General features: G+C 71.7%; 14 protein-coding genes. 5 read left to right on the top strand and 9 right to left on the bottom strand.

Annotated features, from left to right (window positions below; translation table 11 throughout):
• Positions 1–2: 2 nt before the first annotated feature.
• Together FB388_RS19995 and FB388_RS19990 are read left to right on the top strand one after the other, a co-directional pair.
• On the top strand, positions 3–1,094 hold the full coding sequence (locus FB388_RS19995) for a mandelate racemase/muconate lactonizing enzyme family protein (RefSeq protein ID WP_142103722.1): 1,092 nt from the start codon (positions 3–5) through the stop codon (positions 1,092–1,094).
• Between the two features lie 17 nt (positions 1,095–1,111).
• Positions 1,112–2,269 (top strand): mandelate racemase/muconate lactonizing enzyme family protein, encoded by a 1,158-nt coding sequence (locus FB388_RS19990; RefSeq protein WP_142103720.1) that lies wholly within the window; start codon positions 1,112–1,114, stop codon positions 2,267–2,269.
• A gap of 60 nt (positions 2,270–2,329) precedes the next feature.
• Here FB388_RS19990 and FB388_RS19985 read toward each other — a convergent pair whose 3' ends face one another.
• The 5 genes from FB388_RS19985 to FB388_RS19965 form a co-directional block, all read right to left on the bottom strand.
• Positions 2,330–2,875, bottom strand: a complete 546-nt coding sequence (locus FB388_RS19985; RefSeq protein ID WP_142103719.1) for an NADPH-dependent F420 reductase — start codon at positions 2,873–2,875, stop codon at positions 2,330–2,332.
• A gap of 49 nt (positions 2,876–2,924) precedes the next feature.
• Entirely contained in the window at positions 2,925–4,700 is a 1,776-nt protein-coding gene (locus FB388_RS19980; RefSeq protein ID WP_170225743.1) for an ATP-binding protein, read from the bottom strand.
• 319 nt (positions 4,701–5,019) lie between these two features.
• The gene (locus FB388_RS19975; RefSeq protein ID WP_142103716.1) at positions 5,020–5,685 is read right to left on the bottom strand and encodes a dihydrofolate reductase family protein; all 666 of its coding nucleotides are present in this window, start codon (positions 5,683–5,685) and stop codon (positions 5,020–5,022) included.
• Between the two features lie 314 nt (positions 5,686–5,999).
• Positions 6,000–6,620 (bottom strand): type 1 glutamine amidotransferase domain-containing protein, encoded by a 621-nt coding sequence (locus FB388_RS19970; RefSeq protein WP_211362121.1) that lies wholly within the window; start codon positions 6,618–6,620, stop codon positions 6,000–6,002.
• 58 nt (positions 6,621–6,678) lie between these two features.
• Positions 6,679–8,205, bottom strand: coding sequence for an MFS transporter (locus FB388_RS19965; RefSeq protein WP_142103715.1), 1,527 nt, complete (start codon positions 8,203–8,205; stop codon positions 6,679–6,681).
• A gap of 595 nt (positions 8,206–8,800) precedes the next feature.
• Between FB388_RS19965 and FB388_RS19960 the strand changes: the two genes are divergently transcribed.
• Entirely contained in the window at positions 8,801–12,058 is a 3,258-nt protein-coding gene (locus FB388_RS19960) for an AfsR/SARP family transcriptional regulator (protein ID WP_142103714.1), read from the top strand.
• Between the two features lie 130 nt (positions 12,059–12,188).
• Here FB388_RS19960 and FB388_RS19955 read toward each other — a convergent pair whose 3' ends face one another.
• Together FB388_RS19955 and FB388_RS40910 are read right to left on the bottom strand one after the other, a co-directional pair.
• Positions 12,189–13,271 carry an alpha/beta hydrolase family protein gene (locus tag FB388_RS19955; RefSeq protein ID WP_211362120.1) on the bottom strand — a complete coding sequence of 361 codons (1,083 nt, stop codon included), beginning with the start codon at positions 13,269–13,271 and terminating at the stop codon, positions 12,189–12,191.
• A 173-nt stretch (positions 13,272–13,444) separates the two neighbouring features.
• On the bottom strand, positions 13,445–13,579 hold the full coding sequence (locus FB388_RS40910) for a hypothetical protein (RefSeq protein ID WP_281290439.1): 135 nt from the start codon (positions 13,577–13,579) through the stop codon (positions 13,445–13,447).
• Between the two features lie 232 nt (positions 13,580–13,811).
• Between FB388_RS40910 and FB388_RS40495 the strand changes: the two genes are divergently transcribed.
• A complete protein-coding gene (locus FB388_RS40495; protein WP_246122204.1) occupies positions 13,812–13,967 on the top strand; it encodes a DUF6131 family protein in 156 nt (51 codons plus the stop codon).
• A gap of 366 nt (positions 13,968–14,333) precedes the next feature.
• On the top strand, positions 14,334–15,734 hold the full coding sequence (locus tag FB388_RS19950; protein WP_170225742.1) for an MFS transporter: 1,401 nt from the start codon (positions 14,334–14,336) through the stop codon (positions 15,732–15,734).
• A 56-nt stretch (positions 15,735–15,790) separates the two neighbouring features.
• On the opposite strand, the gene FB388_RS19945 is transcribed toward FB388_RS19950, so the two are convergent.
• Together FB388_RS19945 and FB388_RS19940 are read right to left on the bottom strand one after the other, a co-directional pair.
• A complete protein-coding gene (locus FB388_RS19945; RefSeq protein WP_142103712.1) occupies positions 15,791–17,290 on the bottom strand; it encodes an FAD-dependent monooxygenase in 1,500 nt (499 codons plus the stop codon).
• Between the two features lie 32 nt (positions 17,291–17,322).
• Positions 17,323–17,802 (bottom strand): hypothetical protein, encoded by a 480-nt coding sequence (locus tag FB388_RS19940; RefSeq protein ID WP_142103710.1) that lies wholly within the window; start codon positions 17,800–17,802, stop codon positions 17,323–17,325.

The following is a 17,802-nucleotide window of genomic DNA, read 5'->3' as shown; positions in this document are numbered from 1 at the left end:
TCGTGAAGATCCAACGGATCGAGACGTTGGTCCGGGAGCAGCTCGCCGTGGTCCGGGTGACCACGGACGACGGAGTGGTCGGTATCGGCCAGACCGCGCCCTACCAAGCGGCCATCAGCGCTCACGTGCTGCACACCATGGTGGCGCCGCTGTTCCTCGGCAAGGACCCGTGGGACGTGGAGACGCTCGTCGACGAATGCGTGCGGGTGCACTACAAGTTCCCGAGCAGCTTCCTGCACCGCGCGCTCGCCGGGGTCGACACGGCGTTGTGGGACGTCCTGGGCAAGGTGACGGGGCAGCCGGTCGCGAAGCTCATCGGCGGGCACGCCCGCGAGTCCGTGTCGATGTACGCCTCCAGCATGCAGCGTGGGATCACCCCGGAGGCGGAGGCCGAGCGGCTCGCCGGCCTCGTGGCCGAACGGGGCTTCCGCGCTGTGAAGATCCGCGTCGGGGCGGCGATGGGCCGTGACGCGGACGCGGCGCCGGGGCGTACCGAACGGATCGTTCCGCACGTGCGCGAGGTGCTCGGTGACGGCGTCGCCATCTCGGCCGATGCGAACGGCGGCTTCTCCGTCGGTCGCGCGATCCGGGTCGGCCGGATGCTGGAGGACCACGGCTACTTCCACTACGAGGAGCCGTGCCCGTTCCCGGAGCTGGAACAGACCGCGCAGGTGGCGGCGGCGCTCGACATCCCGGTGTCGGGTGGGGAGCAGGACATCTCGCTGCCGCAGTTCCAGCGCATGATCGCCCAGCGTGCCGTCGACATCGTCCAGCCCGACATCGGCTACATCGGCGGTGTGTCGCGCGCCCGCAAGGTGGCCGTGCTCGCCGAGGCGGCGGGTATCCCGTGCACCCCGCACTGCGCGAACGACTCGCTGATGCAGGTGTTCACCCTCCACCTGGCAGCGGCCATGCCCGCCTGCACCCAGCACCAGGAATGGAGCATCGAGCACACCCCGTGGACCCGGGGGGTCTACGAACCGGTCCTGCAGGTCGTCGACGGCGCGGTGCCGGCGCCGACCTCCCCGGGCTGGGGTGTCGCGCTCGATCCGGCGTTCGAGCGGACGGCCGATGTCACGACGTCAGTGGTCTGAACCGAGTGAGGAGACAGATGAAGATCGTCGAGGTGGTTCCGTGGTTGGTCGGGGCGGAGGGCACCGGTTGGGGTGAGTACTTGTTCGTGGAGGTGCGCACGGACGAGGGCGTCAGCGGTTGGGGTGAGATCACGACGACGACGCCGACGGCGAACCGGGCGGTGGCGGGGATGGTGCGGCAGGTGAGTGACCTGCTGGTGGGGGATGATCCGGCTCGGATCGAGGACATCTGGCACAAGGTGTTCCGGGCGTTCACCTACATGGGCAGTCGTGGGGCGGGCACGAACGTGGTGAGCGCGGTGGACATCGCGTTGTGGGACATCCGCGGGAAGGTCCTCGGCCTGCCGATCCACGAGTTGCTGGGTGGCCGGGTCCGGGACGACCTGTTGATCTACACGCATCCGGATCAGCGCCGGTTCGCGACCCGGGACGGGGTGGTGGAGGAGATCCGGGGGATCGTCGACTCGGGCCACACCGGTATCAAGTTCGATCCGTTCCCGAGCAAGCCGGGTGTGCCGTTGGCTGATGACCGGTATCTCGACGGGGCGATGAGCCGGGCCGAGGTGGGGCAGGCGATGGAGCTGACCGCGCTGGTGCGGGAGGCGGCCGGGCCCGATGTGGAGCTGCTGATCGATGCGCACGGCCGGTTCGACGTGCCGACCGCGATCCGGATCGGTCAGGCGTTGGACGAGGTCGGGGGTATCCACTGGTATGAGGAGCCGGTGCCGCCGGAGAGCTATCGGGCGCTTCAGCAGGTGCGGGAGCGGGTGGGGGTGGCGATCTCGGTGGGGGAACGGCTGCACACCCGGTGGGACTTCGTGCCGGTCTTGGAGAACCGGTTGGCGGATTTCGTGATGCCGGATGTGACGTGGACCGGTGGGATCTCGGAGCTGAAGAAGATCGCCACGATGGCGGAGGCGTACTACGTGCCGGTCTCGCCGCACGACGCGGCGGGGCCGGTGAATCTGGTGGCGGGTGGGCAGGTGATGGTGACGGTGCCGAACTTCTACCGGATCGAGTCCAGCCGCTACGACCTGGGTAGTTACAACCGGTTCCTGACTGCGCCGTTGGACAACGGTGGTGGCCGGTTGAAGCTGCCACCGGGGCCGGGTCTGGGGATCGAGTTCGATCTGGAGCACCTGCGCGGCCACGCCCGCGACGGGTTCCACGGCTGATCCACGCCGAATCTCGACCTCTGACGTCGTGAGGTCGAGCGGTGAGCTTCGGCGGAGCGGCTACGCCGTGGTCGGCGAAACCCGGTAGAAGTACGGGCCGGTCCCGTTCTGGGCGATCCCGATCAGCAGTGGGGCCATGTCCTCGATGTTGCGGGCCATCTCCAGCCCGCCGACGTGGACCGGTTCGAAACCGGCGTCGCGGTTGAGCTGGTCGACGAGCTCGCGGATCTCCGGCTCCGCGGCCACGAGATTGCCCGGGCGGGTCGGCTGAGCCCTCAGTTTGGCGTACTCGGACGCGAAGTTGGCGCTGAACGACTTCGCCACCGGGCCGCCCGTGAGGGACCGGACGAGGTGCGCGTTGGACTCGTGGCCGGGGTCGCGGGGGCCGTAGACGTTGGTGGCGTCGATCGCGGGTTTGCCGGCGATGCCGGTGACGCGGGCGAGTGCGTCGGCGACGCTGTCGCCGGGGACGGCGACCACGAGGACATCGGCGTCGGTGCAGTCGCCGCCGTCGCGGCCCAGCGAGGTGACGGTGTGCCCGGCCGCGGTCCACAGGTCGGCGAGGCCGCCTCCGACGTTGCCTCGGCCCAGTACGGTGATCTTCACGCAAGTTCCTTTCTTGCTCGGAGCGGGGAGCGATCGTGTCAGCTCCCCCTCACCGCCCCGTCCCCGGTTCAAGCTCCGCGTCGCGGGGAGCCGGCTCGAACCAGGCAGCGCCCGCGCCTCTGGGCCACGTGTCGTCATCACGATCGTCGGCGGCGGGCCGGCCGGAGTGGAAGCGCGGGAGCGCTCGTGCTGCGCCCGTCGCGTGGGCGGGCGGGAGCGCGGGGCGGTCGGGGTCCGCGGATCGGGTCGCCCGCAGCTCCGGGGCGAGGTGGGACTGCGGCACCCGGCGGCGCAGGCCGACGGACTGCCCTGCGTCGTCGTCGACCCACGCCGGTCGGGCGCGCTGGGCCGGGACCGCCGAGTCGGCCGGGGGCTCGTGCGTTCCCCGCCTGTCCGGGAGGGTGCCGTCGCCGTCGAGGTGGAGCCGGTGCGCACCCCCGCTGCCCTGGGAACGTGCCAGCACGGCGGTGCCGATGGCCGAGGGCGCGGCCTGGCCCGTGGTCGCAGCACGGACGGTGTCGCCCCCGCGCCCGTAGCGGCCGGCATCGTCCTCGAACAGCGTGGTCGGCAGGGCGACCACCGCCGTTGTGCCGGACCCGGGCGTCGGGGAGAGCGTGACCCGGATGCCGTGCCGCGCGCTGAGCCGGGCGACGACGTGGAATCCAAGGCGCCTGGCGACCGAGAGGTCGACGTCGATGGCCTTCGTCAGGATCGCGTTGGCGGTCGCGAGATCCTCGGGAGGCATCCCGACGCCCCAGTCCTCGATCACGAGCAGCTCGTCGGCGGGGTGCTGCCGATCGGGGCGCATGCGGATCCGCACCACGCTGTCGGGAGGGGAGAACCGCACCGCGTTCTCGATGAGCTCCGCGATCAGGTGCGTGACGTCGGTGACGCTGCGGCCGGCGATCGTGAAGCGCCCGTCTACGAGCACCGACACGCGCTGGAAGTCCTCTGTCTCGGCGATGGCCGCGCGCACCACGTCGCGCAGCGCGACCGGATCCCGCCAGATCCGGGCCGGTTCCTCCCCGGCGAGCACGAGCAGGCTCTCGGCGTTGCGCTGCACCCTGGTGGCGAGGTGGTCGAGTTTGAACAGCTCGGCGCGTGCGTCCGGGTCCCGCTCCGCCTCCTCGAGCTGGTTGATGATCTCGAGCTGCCGGTAGAGCATGCTCTGGTTGCGCCGGGCCAGGTTCACCAGCAGGTCGGAGGCGAACTGCCGCCGGTTGATCTCGGCGTCGGCCAGTTGCTGCGCCAACGCGTCCTTCTCCCGCTGCGAGTCCTCGGTGACCCGCCAGAACAGCGCCATCCCCACGCAGGCGACGAGCACCGCGACGCCGTGGATCAGGGACCACAGCCACGGGTTCGACTGCGCCGGCGCGTGGTTGAAGATCAGCGTCTGTTGCCAGGCCGATCCCACGCCGTGGCTCGCCACGGTGAACAGCACGTTGAACAGGAACGGGACCCAATCCTGGTACAAGGCGATGAAGCCGATGATCACGAAGAAGTGGAAGTGGGCCTCGATGGTGCCCTCGGTGAGGCCGACCAGCGCCGCCGAGCTCCAGACGAGCCCGGCGGTGACCGCCACCGATGCCACCCGACGATGCCGCCGCAACAACCGGCCGCCCAGCAGGCAGGCGGCGGGGACCGCGACCGCGAGCACGACGGCGTCCGGCGGACGGTGCAGGAACAGGCCGAAGGCGAGGAGACCGGGCACGTGCACCGCCAGCACGACCAGCATGAGCCGGTGCCGGCGCTGCCAGTCCGAATCGGACAGGTCGTACCCGTGCGGTACGAGGTTGACGGCAGATCTCCAGACCGAGCGACGCATCCGCATCCTCCGCGGCTGAGCTGACGGGGAGCCGAACGCGCAGGCCGGAGTCGAACACCGGGAGCGGGCCACACGGCGACGCCGTTGTCACTGTGGGCGACGATCTCCGGACGGCGCGCTCACGAGAACAGCGCAGTAGGGCTCGCTGTCGCGTCCCTGGCCGTTACAGGCCGTACGCAAAGTCACCACGATTGGTGCAGTCGGGTGAGGACAGTTGGTCGGCCGGTCGGGTGTTCGGAGTGTGGTGGGTGACCGCGTCGCGGACGGGTCCCTGTCGGGACAACGCCCAGCACATCGTGCCTCTGGCGGCACACCAGGGTCACCGCCGACGCCGGTAGTGGACGGCTACCGCCCCGTGGGCGAGCGTCGCGGACTCCATCAACTGCCAGCGGGATTCGACGAGCCCCTCGGGGAGCAGACGCAGGCCGCCGCCGACGATGACGGGGACGATCGCGAACCGCAGGTCGTCCACCAGGTCGGCGCGCAGGAGCTGGTGGATGATGGTGGCACTGTTGATCACGAGGATATCCCGGCCGGGGGCAGCCTTGAGCGCTTTCACCTCGTCCTCGAGTGGGCGGGTTGCGAGCCGGGCGTTCGACCAGGCGAGGTCGGTCAGCGTGTGCGAGAACACCACCTTCTCGACGTCGTCGAGCCAGGCGCCGAGCTCGCGGGTGCGGGCCGGCATCGCCGGATCGCGCGTGATGCCGGGCCACACCGAGTAGAAGCCCTCGTAGTTGGTTCGGCCGAGCAGCCCCGTGTCGGCCCCCCGCCAGATCCCTTCGAAGTAGGACTGGGTCTGCTCTTGGCTGGCGTGCTCGTAGAGCCACTGGTCATGCGCGGGGCCACCGGGACCGCTGGTGAAACCATCCATCGACACGCTCGCCCAACCGACGACCCGACGCTCGACCTGCTGCTTCGTGCCGGTCGCGAGGTCGATCTGGGCCTGCGATGCCCGGGACACCGTCGTATCGCTGTGCTCGGTCATGCCTACTCGTCCTCTCGCTCGTCACCGGATCCGCGTAGCCGGTGCCCTACCTGTGCGGCGAAGGAGCGAGGCGGGCATCGACACGGAGATGACTGTGTCCTGGATCACGCGCGTGTCGAGCACGAGTTGGGGCCGGAAGCGTTCGGCGCTCCTCCGCGAAAGCCCGTACGGACCGGCTCAACGCACATGCCGGTGACCCGAGCCGCGTCTGCAAGGTCCCCCAGGGACGCCGGTGTCCCACTAGCGCTGTGCGTGTAGTTGCTCGACCACCCTCTCGGCCACCGCCCGCGCGCTACCGGGGTTCTGTCCCGTGATCAGGCGCCCGTCCTCGACCACTGGGTGGCGAAAGGCGCCGCGGTGCTGTAGTTCGCGCCGAGGTTCACGAGCTCGTCCTGCAGGCTGAAGGGAACGGCGTCGGCGCGTTCGGCGATCTCCTCCTCCGGCCAGGAGAACCCGGTTACGTCCTTGCCGTCGACCAGCGGGTCGCCGGTGCCGAGCCGGACGTCCAGCAGGGCGGCGGGGCCGTGGCAGACGGCGGCGACCACCCGCCCGGACTGGTAGAACGCCGCGGTGAGTTCGGCGAGGTCGGCACCGCGGAAGTCGAACATCACCCCGTGCCCGCCGGCGAAGTAGATGGCGACGTAGTCCTCGACATCGGCGTCGGCGGCCTTCACCGTGTTCGTGAGGAGATCCATGAAGCGACGGTCGCGGTAGCGTTGCCCGGTCGTTCCGTCCATGTGCTCAGGTGCCAGGCTGACGGGGTCGATCGGCACGTAACCGCCCTGCGGGCTGGCGATGGTGGTAGCGAACCCGTGCTCATGCACGCAGTCGTAGAAGTGCGTCAGCTCGCCGAGCCACAGGCCGGTGCGGTAACCGGCCGTCTCGTACTCGGGCGTGTTGGTGACGATGATCAGGATCTTGCTCGTCGGGGCCATGGGCTCTCCTTCCGGTTCAGGCTGTTCGGCCTTCGTCGTATCCGAATCGGGGGTGCGCTCAGCTCCTGTCGGGGCGTCGATCCGGTCGCATCAGCCAGGCGGTCGCGAGGAGCCCCGCGAGGCACGTCGCGATGGCGACGAGCAGGGCAACGCGGACACCGCTGGTCTGCGCGGCGGCGTAGAGCCGGGTGACGAGCTCCGGATCCGGGCTCAGCGCTCGTGCCCCGGGCAGGTCACCGCCGGCGATCCGGATCAGTACAGCGGCGTCGACGCCCGCGCCGGCTGCCCGGGCGGCGCCGATCGCGGCGACCTGCATCGCCATGGCCAGCACGACGATCCCGAGGGCGTTGCCCATCTGACGGGCGGTGTTCGCCACGCCGGCTGCCATGCCACTGCGCTCCGGTGGCACCGAACCGACGGCGGCGATCGCCAGGGCCGGGTTCGCCAGCCCGACGCCGACACCGGTCAGTGCCATCCCGGGCACGAGCGCGGGCCAGGTCCAGCCGGGTGCGATCGGCAGCAGCGCGGCCATCCCGGCCGCAGCCGCGCCCAGCCCGGCCACCAGCCGCGCGCGCAGTGAGAGCCGTGGGGAGAGCCGTGCGGCCAGCAGCGCAACTGCGAAGGCGAGACCGCTGAACGGCAGGAACCACAGCGCGAGCACGAGCGCGGACGCGCCGACGACGACCTGCAGGTACGGACCGATCACGACCATCATCGAGAGCGCCGACAGCGCAAGCGCCAGACCGGCCACCAAACCGCCCAGGTACTGCCGGTTGCGCAGCACCGCGAGGTCGAGCATCGGCTCGGGGGCGCGGCGCTGGACCAGCGCGAAGCATCCGAGCAGCGCCGCGGCCACGAGCAACCCGCCGAGCACCCGCGGCGCAGTCCAGTCGCCCGCACCGGCCCAGTTGACCGCCAGGATCAGCGCTGCGAGCCCTCCGGCCAATGTCAGCGGACCGAACGGTTCCAGCCGGGCCGCGGAACCACCCGCCGGCACGACCGCCGGCAGGAGCAGCCACCCCGCGCCGGCGGCCAGCAGCGCGAGCAGGCCGAGCCCGGCGAAGACCGGCCGCCACTGCCCGAACTCCAGGGACACGCCACCCACGAGGGGCCCACCGGCCAGCCCCGCGCCGATGGCGGCGCCCCACAAGGCCGCGGCACCAGGGCGGCGGGGGGCCGGCACCGCCGTCGCGACCAGCGCCAAGGACGCGGCCAGGAGCCCTGCGCCCGCCACCCCCTGCCCGATCCGCCCGGCGATCAGGGCGGGTACCGCCGGCGCAACCGCGCAGCCGAGCGAGCACACCCCGAACGCCGACATCGCCACGACCCACACCCGGACTGCGCCCGAGCGGTCGGCCAGCACACCGGCGAGGACGAGGAGCGTGCCGAGGCCCAGGGCGTACCCGCTCACCAGCAGTTGCAGCTCGGCCGTGCCCACGCCGAGCTCGGCACTGATCGCGGGCAACGCCGGGATCGGCATCGGGAACGCTGCGAACGCCACGAGCGGAGCGCCCGCCACCGCCGCGACCACCGCTCGCTCCCGCCCCACCGACCCGTCGCGGCCCAGATCCGCCTCTGCGCTCACGGCTGGCACCGGGCCGGTCGCGGCCGTCCGGCCGTGTCAACGACAGGGCTGCGCCGGTCGCCGGATCGCCGTTGTGGCGGAGCGGTCCCGATCATCGGCAACGCAACGGCCGCCCACGCGACCCCGACGCCGTCGACGACCACCGCCCGCGTCATCGCCACCGCCCCCATCGACCGCCCGCTCGCATCCCTCGTCGCCACCTCGTCGCATCCGGTCGCAGCAGCCTGCCGGTGCGCCCTGAACATCGCCTGTACGCCGCCTTGCAGCACGGCCTGCACCGCGTCGCGAGGCAGGTCGGGTCCCCTCGCTGTGCCGCCACCGTGAACGGCGATCACCGGTGCGCGGGGCGCCGGGCGGGCCCTCCGCCGTACGCGGGCACAGACGCATGTGGCAGCAGCGTCTTCGCCGAGCGGTCGGCGCATGGCTGTCCGGCGTGTCGCCGACCACGGCGACAAGCCTCCCTGGATGGCCGACGACGTGCTCGTCGTGCAAGGGGCGTGCCGACCGATGAGTTCCGGCGTGCCCGCCGGTCTCCTCAGTCAGGACCGTTCCGGCTCCCGCAGTTTCGGTCCGTCCTGGGTAGGAGGTTGGAACGATGGAGTTCCGGATCCTCGGGCCGGTCGAGGTGCGCGGCCCGCGCGGGCAGGCCCGGCTCGGCGGGCGGCGGCCCGTCATGCTCCTCGCGACGCTCGCCCTCGAGGGCGACCGGACGGTCTCGCACGACCGGCTCATCGCCAGCGTGTGGGAGGACGAGCCACCCTCCGCCGTCGCGGCCGCGCTGCACACCTACGTCAGCAGGTTGAGGCGGGCATTCGCGGACGTCGAGCCGAGCGACACCCCGCGCATCCTCACCCGTCCCGGCGGTTACCAGCTGGTCGTTCATCCCGGCGAGCTGGACCTGGACCTGTTCCGGGAGCAGGTCACATCGGCCCGGGCGGCCGCGGCGGCCGGCCGCGCGGGCGACGCCGCATCGGCGCTCGCATCGGCGCTGGCCCGTTGGCGGGGTCCGGCACTCAACGGGCTCCCCGGTCGCCTCGCGCAACAGGCCGCGGTGCTCGACGAGGAGCAGGTCACCGCGTTCGAGCAGTACATCGCGCTCCGGATGGAGCTGGGGGCCGACGCCGAGCTCGTACCGGAGCTGCGAGCGGCGATCGCGTCTCACCCGTTGCGCGAACGGCTGCGGGAACAACTGGTGCTCGCGCTGTTCCGCTGCGGCCGACAGGCCGAGGCGCTCGCGGCATACCAGGAGGTCCGCCGCCTTCTCGACGATGAGCTGGGCGTCCGGCCCGGCCCCGCGCTGCAGGAGCTCCACCGGCGGGTCCTGTCCGGCGACGCCGTCATCGCCCGGCAGCCCGCCCCCACCGCGGGACCGCCGGTCCCCCGGCAGCTGCCATCGGACGTGGCGCACTTCACCGGGCGGGCCGGCCCCCTCGCGGAGCTCGACGCGTTGCTGCTGCGACCCCCGCAATCCACCGGCGCTGTGCCCGTCGCGGTGGTCGAAGGCGTCGGGGGAGTGGGCAAGACAGCGCTCGCACTGCACTGGGCGCACCGGACCGCGCAGCGGTGGCCGGACGGGCAGCTGTACGTGGACCTGCGCGGCAGCGCGCGGACGGCGGCCGTCGAGCCGGGCGAGGCGCTCGCCCGCTTCCTGCGCGGGCTCGGGGTGCCCCAGGACCAGATCCCCGTCGACCCGGAAGAGCAGGCCGCGTCGTACCGGTCGCTGGTGTCAGGGAAGCGCGTGCTGATCCTGCTCGACAACGCCGGGAACGCCGAACAGGTCCGACCGCTCCTGCCGGGCAGTCCCACCTGCGCGGTCCTCGTCACGACCCGCTGGGACACGGGCGGTCTCACGGCCACCCACGGTGCGAGCCGGATCATCCTCGACGTCCTGCCCGACCAGGACGCCGAAACCCTCCTCGCCAGGACGATCGGCCCGGACCGCGCGGCCGCCGAGCCCGATGCCGTGGCGCAGCTGGTCCGCCTGTGCGGGCACCTCCCCCTGGCGCTGCGCATCGCAGCCGCGCAGCTGCGCGGGGATCGCGGACGCCCGGTCGCCGCCCACGTGGCCGAGCTGGCAGGCAGTGACCGGCTTGATCGGCTCGGCTTCGACGACGACCAGTACGGGGACGTACGCGCGTCCTTCGACCTCTCCTACCGCGCGCTGCGGCCGGCCGCGGCGCGACTGTTCCGGTTGCTGGGGCTCGCCCCCGGCCCGGACACCGAGCCGCGCGCGGCCGCGGCGCTCGGCGGTGTGCCGCTCGGGCAGGCCACCCTGCTGCTCGGCGAGCTGACCGCGGCACACCTCGTGGAACGACCGACGCCGGGACGGGCACAACTGCACGACCTGCTGCGGCTCTACGCGGCCGACCGAGCCCGGTGCGAGGACAGCGAAGCGGAGCGCGACGGCGCCCTGCGCCGCCTGCACACCTTCTACCTGGACAGCGCGGATGCGGCGGCCCGGCTGCTCTACCCGGAAGTGGCGAGCTTGCCCGACGCACCCCGAGAACCAGAGGTGGAACCGCTGTGTCCGAGCGACCGCGGCGATGCGGTCGGGTGGCTCGACACCGAGCGCACGAACCTGGTTGCCACCGTCCGGCACACGGCGGAGCACGGTCCCCACCCGTTCGCCTGGCACCTGGCCCACGCGCTGCGCTCCTGCTTCTACTTCCGGATGAACGGGGGCGACTGGCTGGAGACCGCGCGCCTGGGCCTGCAAGCCGCGGACGCCGCCCACGACCCGGGCGGCCGGATGGTGATGCTGCTCAGCCACGCCGACGCCCACTTCTGCCTCGGTGCGTACGAGCGGGCCCTCGACCTCGCGTCACGCGCCCTCCCGCTCAGCCGGCGGCTCGGCGACCGGCGCGTCGAGGCGGAGATCATGAAGTGGTCCGGGCTCGCGGGCTGGCTGCTGGGTCGCCTCCACGAGGCGGTGGCGAACCTCAGCCGTGCGGTGGCCGCGTACCGGGAGGTCGCGGAACCGTTCGGGGAGACCAGCGCACACATCGGGCTCGGCATCGTCTACGACGACCTCGCCCGGTGGGACGACGCGCTGCATCACGACCGGTGCGCCCTCGATCTTGCGGAGCGGACCGGGAACCGGTACGGCAAGGCGCTGGCCCTGCACTGCACAGGGATGGTCTACGCCTCCCTCGGGCACTGGTCAGAGGCGCTCGGCCTGCACGCGGAGGTCCTCGCTCGCTACCGCGAGCTCGGCACGCGCTACCACGAGGCGTCGGCCCTGTACTCCGCCGCCGTGGTCCACCGGGACGCCGGGAGGTGCGCGGCGGCGCGCACCGACGCGGAGCAGTCGCTGGCGACCGCCCGCGAGACCGGCGACCGCCGGACCGAGGCGAACGCCCTGAACACGCTGGCCACGGTCGACGCCCTGGAGGGAAGGTTCAGCGACGCGGTCGACGGACACGAGCGGGCCAGGGAGCTCGCGGCACGGACCGGGTTCCGGCGGGCCGAGGTCGAGGCCCTCACCGGGCTCGCGGTCGCATCGGGCGGGCTCGGTGACCTGGAAGGGGCGCTCGCCGCCGGCACGGCAGCGCTCGAGGGCGCCCGGGGCAGCGGCTTTCGCATGTGGGAGGCCAACGCGCTCTCGGCGCTGGCGGACGCGCACACCGCCTGCGGGCAGCTCCTCCAGGCTGTGGACCATGCCGAACGCGCGCTCGACCTGCACCACGAGATCGGGTACCTGCTCGGGGAGGCACGGGCGCTGGAGTCCCTCGGCCGCGCCCTGCAGGCGCGCGACGGTACGGAGTCGGCGACGCCGCACCAGAGGCGGGCACGGGCGATCCTCGCCGGGCTCAGGGCTCCCGGAAGGCAAGGCGACTCGGTCCGTCATCCATGAGATGGACGAGGTGCACCCAACATTTCTGCGGGTCACCACAGGCGGGCGGCCCGTCCGTCGCGGGTGCTGTCGCCCGGGGGTGCGATTGTCGCCGAGTACTTCGATGTGGGCTGCTCGCGGCGGGTGCGGTTCAGCCGGCTGCGAACTGGTCCATCACCAGTGGCAGGGCCGCGCTCATGGAATCACCGTGCTCCATCTCGCCGAGCTGCACCACGTCGGCCACCGCGCCGTGTTCAGCGAGCGCCCGTCGGCAGAACTCGGCGTTGGCGACGGGGACATCGAGGTCGCCGGAAGCGTGGTAGATCCGCACCGGCACATTCGAAGCCCAGTCGCAGGTCGCGTCTGCTGCGCTCAACGCCTCGTGCAGCGCACCCGTCGGGTGTTGGAGCTGGTCCAGGAACGTCGGGGTGAACAGCTCCGGCAGCGTTGTCGGGAGCGTCGAACCGATCTCCTCGTACGGGTGCGTTCCGTCGAAAAGGGCCTCGACCGAGTGGTCGTACGGCGGACGGAACGCTTCGGCGGGGTCGTCGTAGAGGTGGTGGATCCGGTTCCACGCGACGGTCAGGTACGCGAGATATCCCGTGGCGTGCGCGATCTTTCCCGACCTGGCCGCGGCGACCGTTCCGCTGAAGTCGTAGGGACCGGCGATCGGCGCGAGTGCCCCGACTCGGAACGTTGGTTCCGCGCCATCGTGCAGCGCCTTGCCCAACGCCATCGTGACCGGCCCGCCCTGCGAGAAGCCGGTGATCAGCACTTTCGGGTCGAGCTCTTTGTCGACGACTCCCGGCACCGAACGCGCGACGCGCAACGCATCGACCGACGCCGTGACGGCCGACTCGTGGTGGTCGTAGGGGTGGGTACCCGGCCCGACCCCGAGGCCGAGGTAGTCCGGTGCCGAGACGACGTCTCCCGCCGCGGCGAAGAAGTACGCGACGGCGCGGTCGGAGCTCTCGGCGGACATGGACGCCGCCCCGGCCTTGTAGACGCTCGTGCCGTGCTGCCACGACACCAGCCGCAGCCTGCCGCCGGGTGCTGTCTGCGGCACCGCGACGAGCGAGCTTGCGGTGGTCGGGGCACCGTCGGGGGCGATCGTGCGGTACACGACGCGGAACGCCTGCACACCGCTCACCACCCGGCCCGCGTCGATCCCGAACTCGCCCAGGCGCGCGACGACGGCAGGCGCGTCCAGCTGTTCGAGCGGGGTGATCGACACGACGTCGCCTCGGACTGACGCCGACGGCGTTGATGGCGTCGACGTCGCTGACGCTGGGGCAACTGTGGAGCTGCAGCCTGCGAGAACGAGCGCGACACACCCAGCGATGAGACACCGCACGAGGGGGATTGGTTCCATGCGTTGACGGTCTCCTGAACGGGACGGCGACCACATCACGGCAAGCCCGCCGACTCGGTGTAGGGGATACCCCCGCCGAAGCGCACCGAGCAGGGGAGCCACAGGCAGGAGGGGACCAGTAGCGCCTCGTCGAGCGTCTTGCCGTCGAGTACGGCGATGGTGCTCTGCACTGAGTCACAAACCGCCGACGAACCCGCCCAGGCGTTCGGGCGGGCGGAGCCGCGGACGCACCGACGCCGAGCAGTGCCGCAGCTGCTCGACCCTTCGATCCGTGCCTCCGTGCCCAAATCCGACAAAGGCCGGCTCGATCCCCCGATCTTGCTATAACGATCAAGTCTCGCTTCATGCCGGTGAGACCCCTGCGTCATACGCTGCGGCCGATCCTCCTTCGAAAGGGGCAATATGATCATTCTCGGTGTTATTCTGTTGATCATCGGCTACGTCGCCGGCATAAGCCTGCTCTACTACGTCGGCGCGATTCTGCTCATCGTGGGAGTTGTCCTCCTGGTTCTCGGACGCACCGGGCGCGCTGTAGGCGGTCGAGCTCACTGGTTCTGATGCCGGTGGCGGTGTGGGCTGCGAGCGATCGGCCGGCCCGCCTGTACGGCGTGTCGATGAGGGACCTGCTCGCCCGCAACCTCGACCTGCATGGCAGACGTAGGTGCGCGTAGTCGGGCAGCGCGCTGTGTCCCCGATGTCCTGCAGGTAGGCACCCCGGTCGTCGTCGGCCATGGCGCTCGCGAGCGCGGCCGGGTCGCGGACGAGCGGTGTCCCGGTGATTAACTTCGCAATGACAACAAAATAGTTGTCGAAGCTAACGGGCTGTGGTCCTCTGAAGTCGCCCCTTCATCGAGGAGAAGCGCCTCAGTGACCGCCGTCCCGGCATCCGTCCGTCCTGTCCTGTCCAGCTCCGACACTCCCGACGTGACCGGCAGGCACGGCGCCACCGGCGCCATCGTCGCCCTCGGATCGAGCGGACTGCTCGTATCGCTCCTGCAGACCGCGATCGTCCCGCTGATCCCGCAGTTCCCGGCCCTGCTGTCGGTGAGCTCCTCGTCCGCCAGCTGGTTGCTCACCGCAACGCTCGTCGCGGGCGCGGTGTCGGCGCCGGTGCTCGGGCGCCTCGGTGACATGTACGGGAAGCGCCGGATGCTGGTGCTGTCCCTCGGGATCATCCTGGTGAGCGCGGTGCTCGCCGCGGTCGCGCCCAACTTCGCCGTCCTCCTCGTGGCGCGTGCCATGCAGGGCGTCGGGTTCGGGGTGATCGCACTCGGGATGAGCCTCATGCGGGACGTCCTGCCATCGGCCAAGGTGGCGGGTGGGGTCGGCCTGATGAGCTCGTCGCTCGGGGTCGGCGGCGCGATCGGGCCGCCGGTGACGGGGATCCTGGCGCAGCACGGTGGGTGGCGGCTGCTGTTCGTCGCCGTGGCCCTCGGCGCCCTCGGCCTGCTCGTGGTCGTGCTGCGGATGGTGCCGGAGTCCGGCCTGCGCAGCGGCGGGCGGTTCGACACCGTCGGCGCGGTCGGGCTGGCCGCCGGGCTGGTGTGCCTCCTGCTCGGGATCTCGAAGGGCTCGGAGTGGGGTTGGGCGAGTCCTGCCGTCCTCGGGCTGCTGGCGGCCTCGGTCGCCGTGTTGCCGGTGTGGGGGTGGTTCGAGCTGCGGCGGTCGTCACCGCTGGTCGACCTGCGGGTCGCGGCGCGTCCGGCGGTGCTGCGCACGAACGTCGCCTCCGTCCTGCTCGGGTTCTCGATGTTCGCGGCGTTCGCCCTCGCCACGCAGGTCCTGCAGGCGCCCGTGGCGACCGGCTACGGGTTCGGGCTGTCGATGCTGGCCGCGGGTGTCCTGCTGCTCCCGATCGGCGGAGCGATGATGATCTTCTCCTCGGTGTCCGCCCGGATCTCCCGAGGGCACGGGCCGCGAGTCACGGTCATCGCCGGGTCGGCGCTGCTGGTGGTCGGCAACGCGGGCATCGCGAGCCTCCCCGCAACCATGTGGCTGGTCGTGGTCGCGGCCACCGTCGGTGCCGTCGGCGCGGCCCTCGCCTACTCCGCCCTCCCGCTCCTGATCATGCGGGCGGTCCCGGAGACGGAGACCGCCGCCGCCAACAGCCTCAACACACTGATGCGCCAGCTCGGGACCTCCACCGTGACGGCTGTGGCGGCGGCGGTGAGCGGGCTGTTGGTCGTCCAGGTGGACGGCCACCTGCTGCCGGCAGGCTCGGCCTACACGATCATCTTCCTCGTCGCGGCCGCCGCCGCGCTGGTGGCACTGCTGGTCGCGGCCCGCACCCCGGCCCCGCAGCCCGTCGAGACCCGCACCTCCTAGCTAGATCTCACGCACAGCCGCGTGCGGTGGGTATCGGAAGTGGTGGTCGGCGGTTCTCACGCTGACGCTCGTGGGCCCTCGCCGGCCTCGGCATATGCGCTGGTGCCGCACCAGTGCGCCATTGCGGACCGGGCGTCGTGAGCCAGGTCTGAACGGTCGTCACCGGCCCAGGCGACGTAGCCGTCGGGACGGACCAGGACCATCGCGGGCAAGGCTGCCGCGGCCGAGCGTTCGCAGCGCGCGATCTTCACCTGCCCCCGGCCCGCGCTCGCGGCCTCGGCGCCGGCGCCGCCTTCGGTGGTGTCGAGGAGGACGAACCGTCCGTCGCGCAGGAACTCGTAGAGCCGCCCGCCTGAGCACGGGAGATCGGGCATGCGGCGGCCGGCCCACGGGTGCCGGCCCGGCCCCGTGGCGGGATAGGTGATGCCGATGCCGGTCAGACGCCCGGCCATGGCCCTGCGGGTCGGGCCGAACCCCACGATCAGCCGGAGGACCCTCGACTGAACCGCCCTGCCGATCGCGGAGCGGCCGAGGATGAGCCGGTTGAACCCGTCCGTCAGCGCGAGGACCTGTGCGCCGACGCGGTGCCGCTCGTCCTGGTAGCTGTCGACCAGCCAGGACGGTGCCCGGCCGTGCACGGCGGCGGCGAGCTTCCAGCCGAGGTTCATCGCGTCCTGGATGCCGGTGTTCATGCCCTGCCCGCCGAGCGGGGAGTGCACGTGGGCGGCGTCGCCGGCCAGGAACACCCGGCCGATCCGGTAGTGCCGGGCCTGCCGCCGCTCGCTGAGGAACCGTGAGCTCCAACGCTGCTCGCGCATCCCGAAGTCGGTGCCGGCGATGCGGCCGAACGCGGCGCGCATCTCCTCCATCGGCAGCGGCTCGGTGAGGGGCACCTGCTCGCGGGACCGGTCCCAGGCGATGGCCCGGAACCAGCCGTCGCCGAACGGCACCACGACGACCGCGCCGTTGTTGTTGCTGCTCGCGAACATCGCGTCCTCCGGCGGGTCGGTCAACCGGACGTCGGCGAGCAGGATGTGGGTCTCGTACTGGGTCCCGACGAAGTCCACCCCGAGCAGGCCGCGGACGGTGCTGTGCGCCCCGTCGCAGCCCACGACGTACCGCGCGGCCTGCGCGCTCCCGTCGGCGAGCTCGACCACGACCTGGTCCGCGTCCTGCCGGAGCGCGACGATCTCGGCGCCCTCGACGACGTCCACACCCAGCTCACGGGCACGCTGGAGCAGCAGCTGCTCGGTGCCGCTCTGCGGCACGATGAGGATCATCGGGTACCGGGTGCCCAGCTCCCTCAGGTCGATGTTGGCGCCCGGCGCCGGCCCGACCTCGCGCACCACGACCCCGCGGGGTACCAGGTCGTCGCCCAGTCCCCGCGCGTCGAGGAGCTCGAGGGTGCGGGCGTGCACGGCGAACGCACGCGTGATGTTCGGTTGCTCGGCGCGCCGCTCCACCACCCGGCAGCGAACACCCCGGAGAGCGAGCTCGCACGCGAGCATCAGGCCGGTCGGACCGGCGCCGACAACGATGACATCGGTGTCCTTCACGGAACACTCCTCGGATGGTGGGACGGTGGGGTTCAGCTGAAGTGGACGTACGCCGCCGCGACGAACAGGGCGAACGCCGACCAGGTCAGTCCGGCCCGGGCCCAGTTCAGGCGGAAGTACCGGGTACGGGCCACGCGCCAGTCGGCGGGCGGTCGCAGGGGGTTCCAACCCAGGATGACCTTGTAGTTCGGTTCGGCGAGGAAGGTGGAGATCAGCAGCGGGCCGACGATGGTGGCGGTCAGCCCGAGCGCGGTCAGGACGAATGCGGCACTCGTCGGTTGCCCGCCCAGGCCGACGAGTGCGAGGGCTGGCGCCAGCACCAACGCGATGACGAGGACGTAGTTGGTCGGGGACCGGCGGGCGATCGGCAGGAACCGGCGCATGTCCTCGGCGAAACCGCCCGCGTTCTGCGCCGCGTACATGGGGTGCAGGATCGTGGTCAGAGTCAGCAGCAACCCGGACCACAGCCCGGCTGCGACGACGCTCAGCCCCAGGCCGATCTCGGCGATCAT

The organism is Pseudonocardia cypriaca, from assembly GCF_006717045.1.
Taxonomy (GTDB): Bacteria; Actinomycetota; Actinomycetes; order Mycobacteriales; family Pseudonocardiaceae; genus Pseudonocardia; species Pseudonocardia cypriaca.
Note: the sequence above shows the minus strand (reverse complement) of the source record. Positions and strands in the feature narration are given on the sequence as shown.

What these genes read in the sequence shown, in the direction of transcription:
- FB388_RS19980 (WP_170225743.1), bottom strand. Translation starts at nt 4,700, where the DNA reads ATGCGTCGCTCGGTCTGGAGATCTGCCGTCAACCTCGTACCGCACGGG.
- FB388_RS40495 (WP_246122204.1), top strand. Translation starts at nt 13,812, where the DNA reads ATGATCATTCTCGGTGTTATTCTGTTGATCATCGGCTACGTCGCCGGC.
- FB388_RS19975 (WP_142103716.1), bottom strand. Translation starts at nt 5,685, where the DNA reads ATGACCGAGCACAGCGATACGACGGTGTCCCGGGCATCGCAGGCCCAG.
- FB388_RS19990 (WP_142103720.1), top strand. Translation starts at nt 1,112, where the DNA reads ATGAAGATCGTCGAGGTGGTTCCGTGGTTGGTCGGGGCGGAGGGCACC.
- FB388_RS19970 (WP_211362121.1), bottom strand. Translation starts at nt 6,620, where the DNA reads ATGGCCCCGACGAGCAAGATCCTGATCATCGTCACCAACACGCCCGAG.
- FB388_RS19960 (WP_142103714.1), top strand. Translation starts at nt 8,801, where the DNA reads ATGGAGTTCCGGATCCTCGGGCCGGTCGAGGTGCGCGGCCCGCGCGGG.
- FB388_RS19940 (WP_142103710.1), bottom strand. Translation starts at nt 17,802, where the DNA reads ATGATCGCCGAGATCGGCCTGGGGCTGAGCGTCGTCGCAGCCGGGCTG.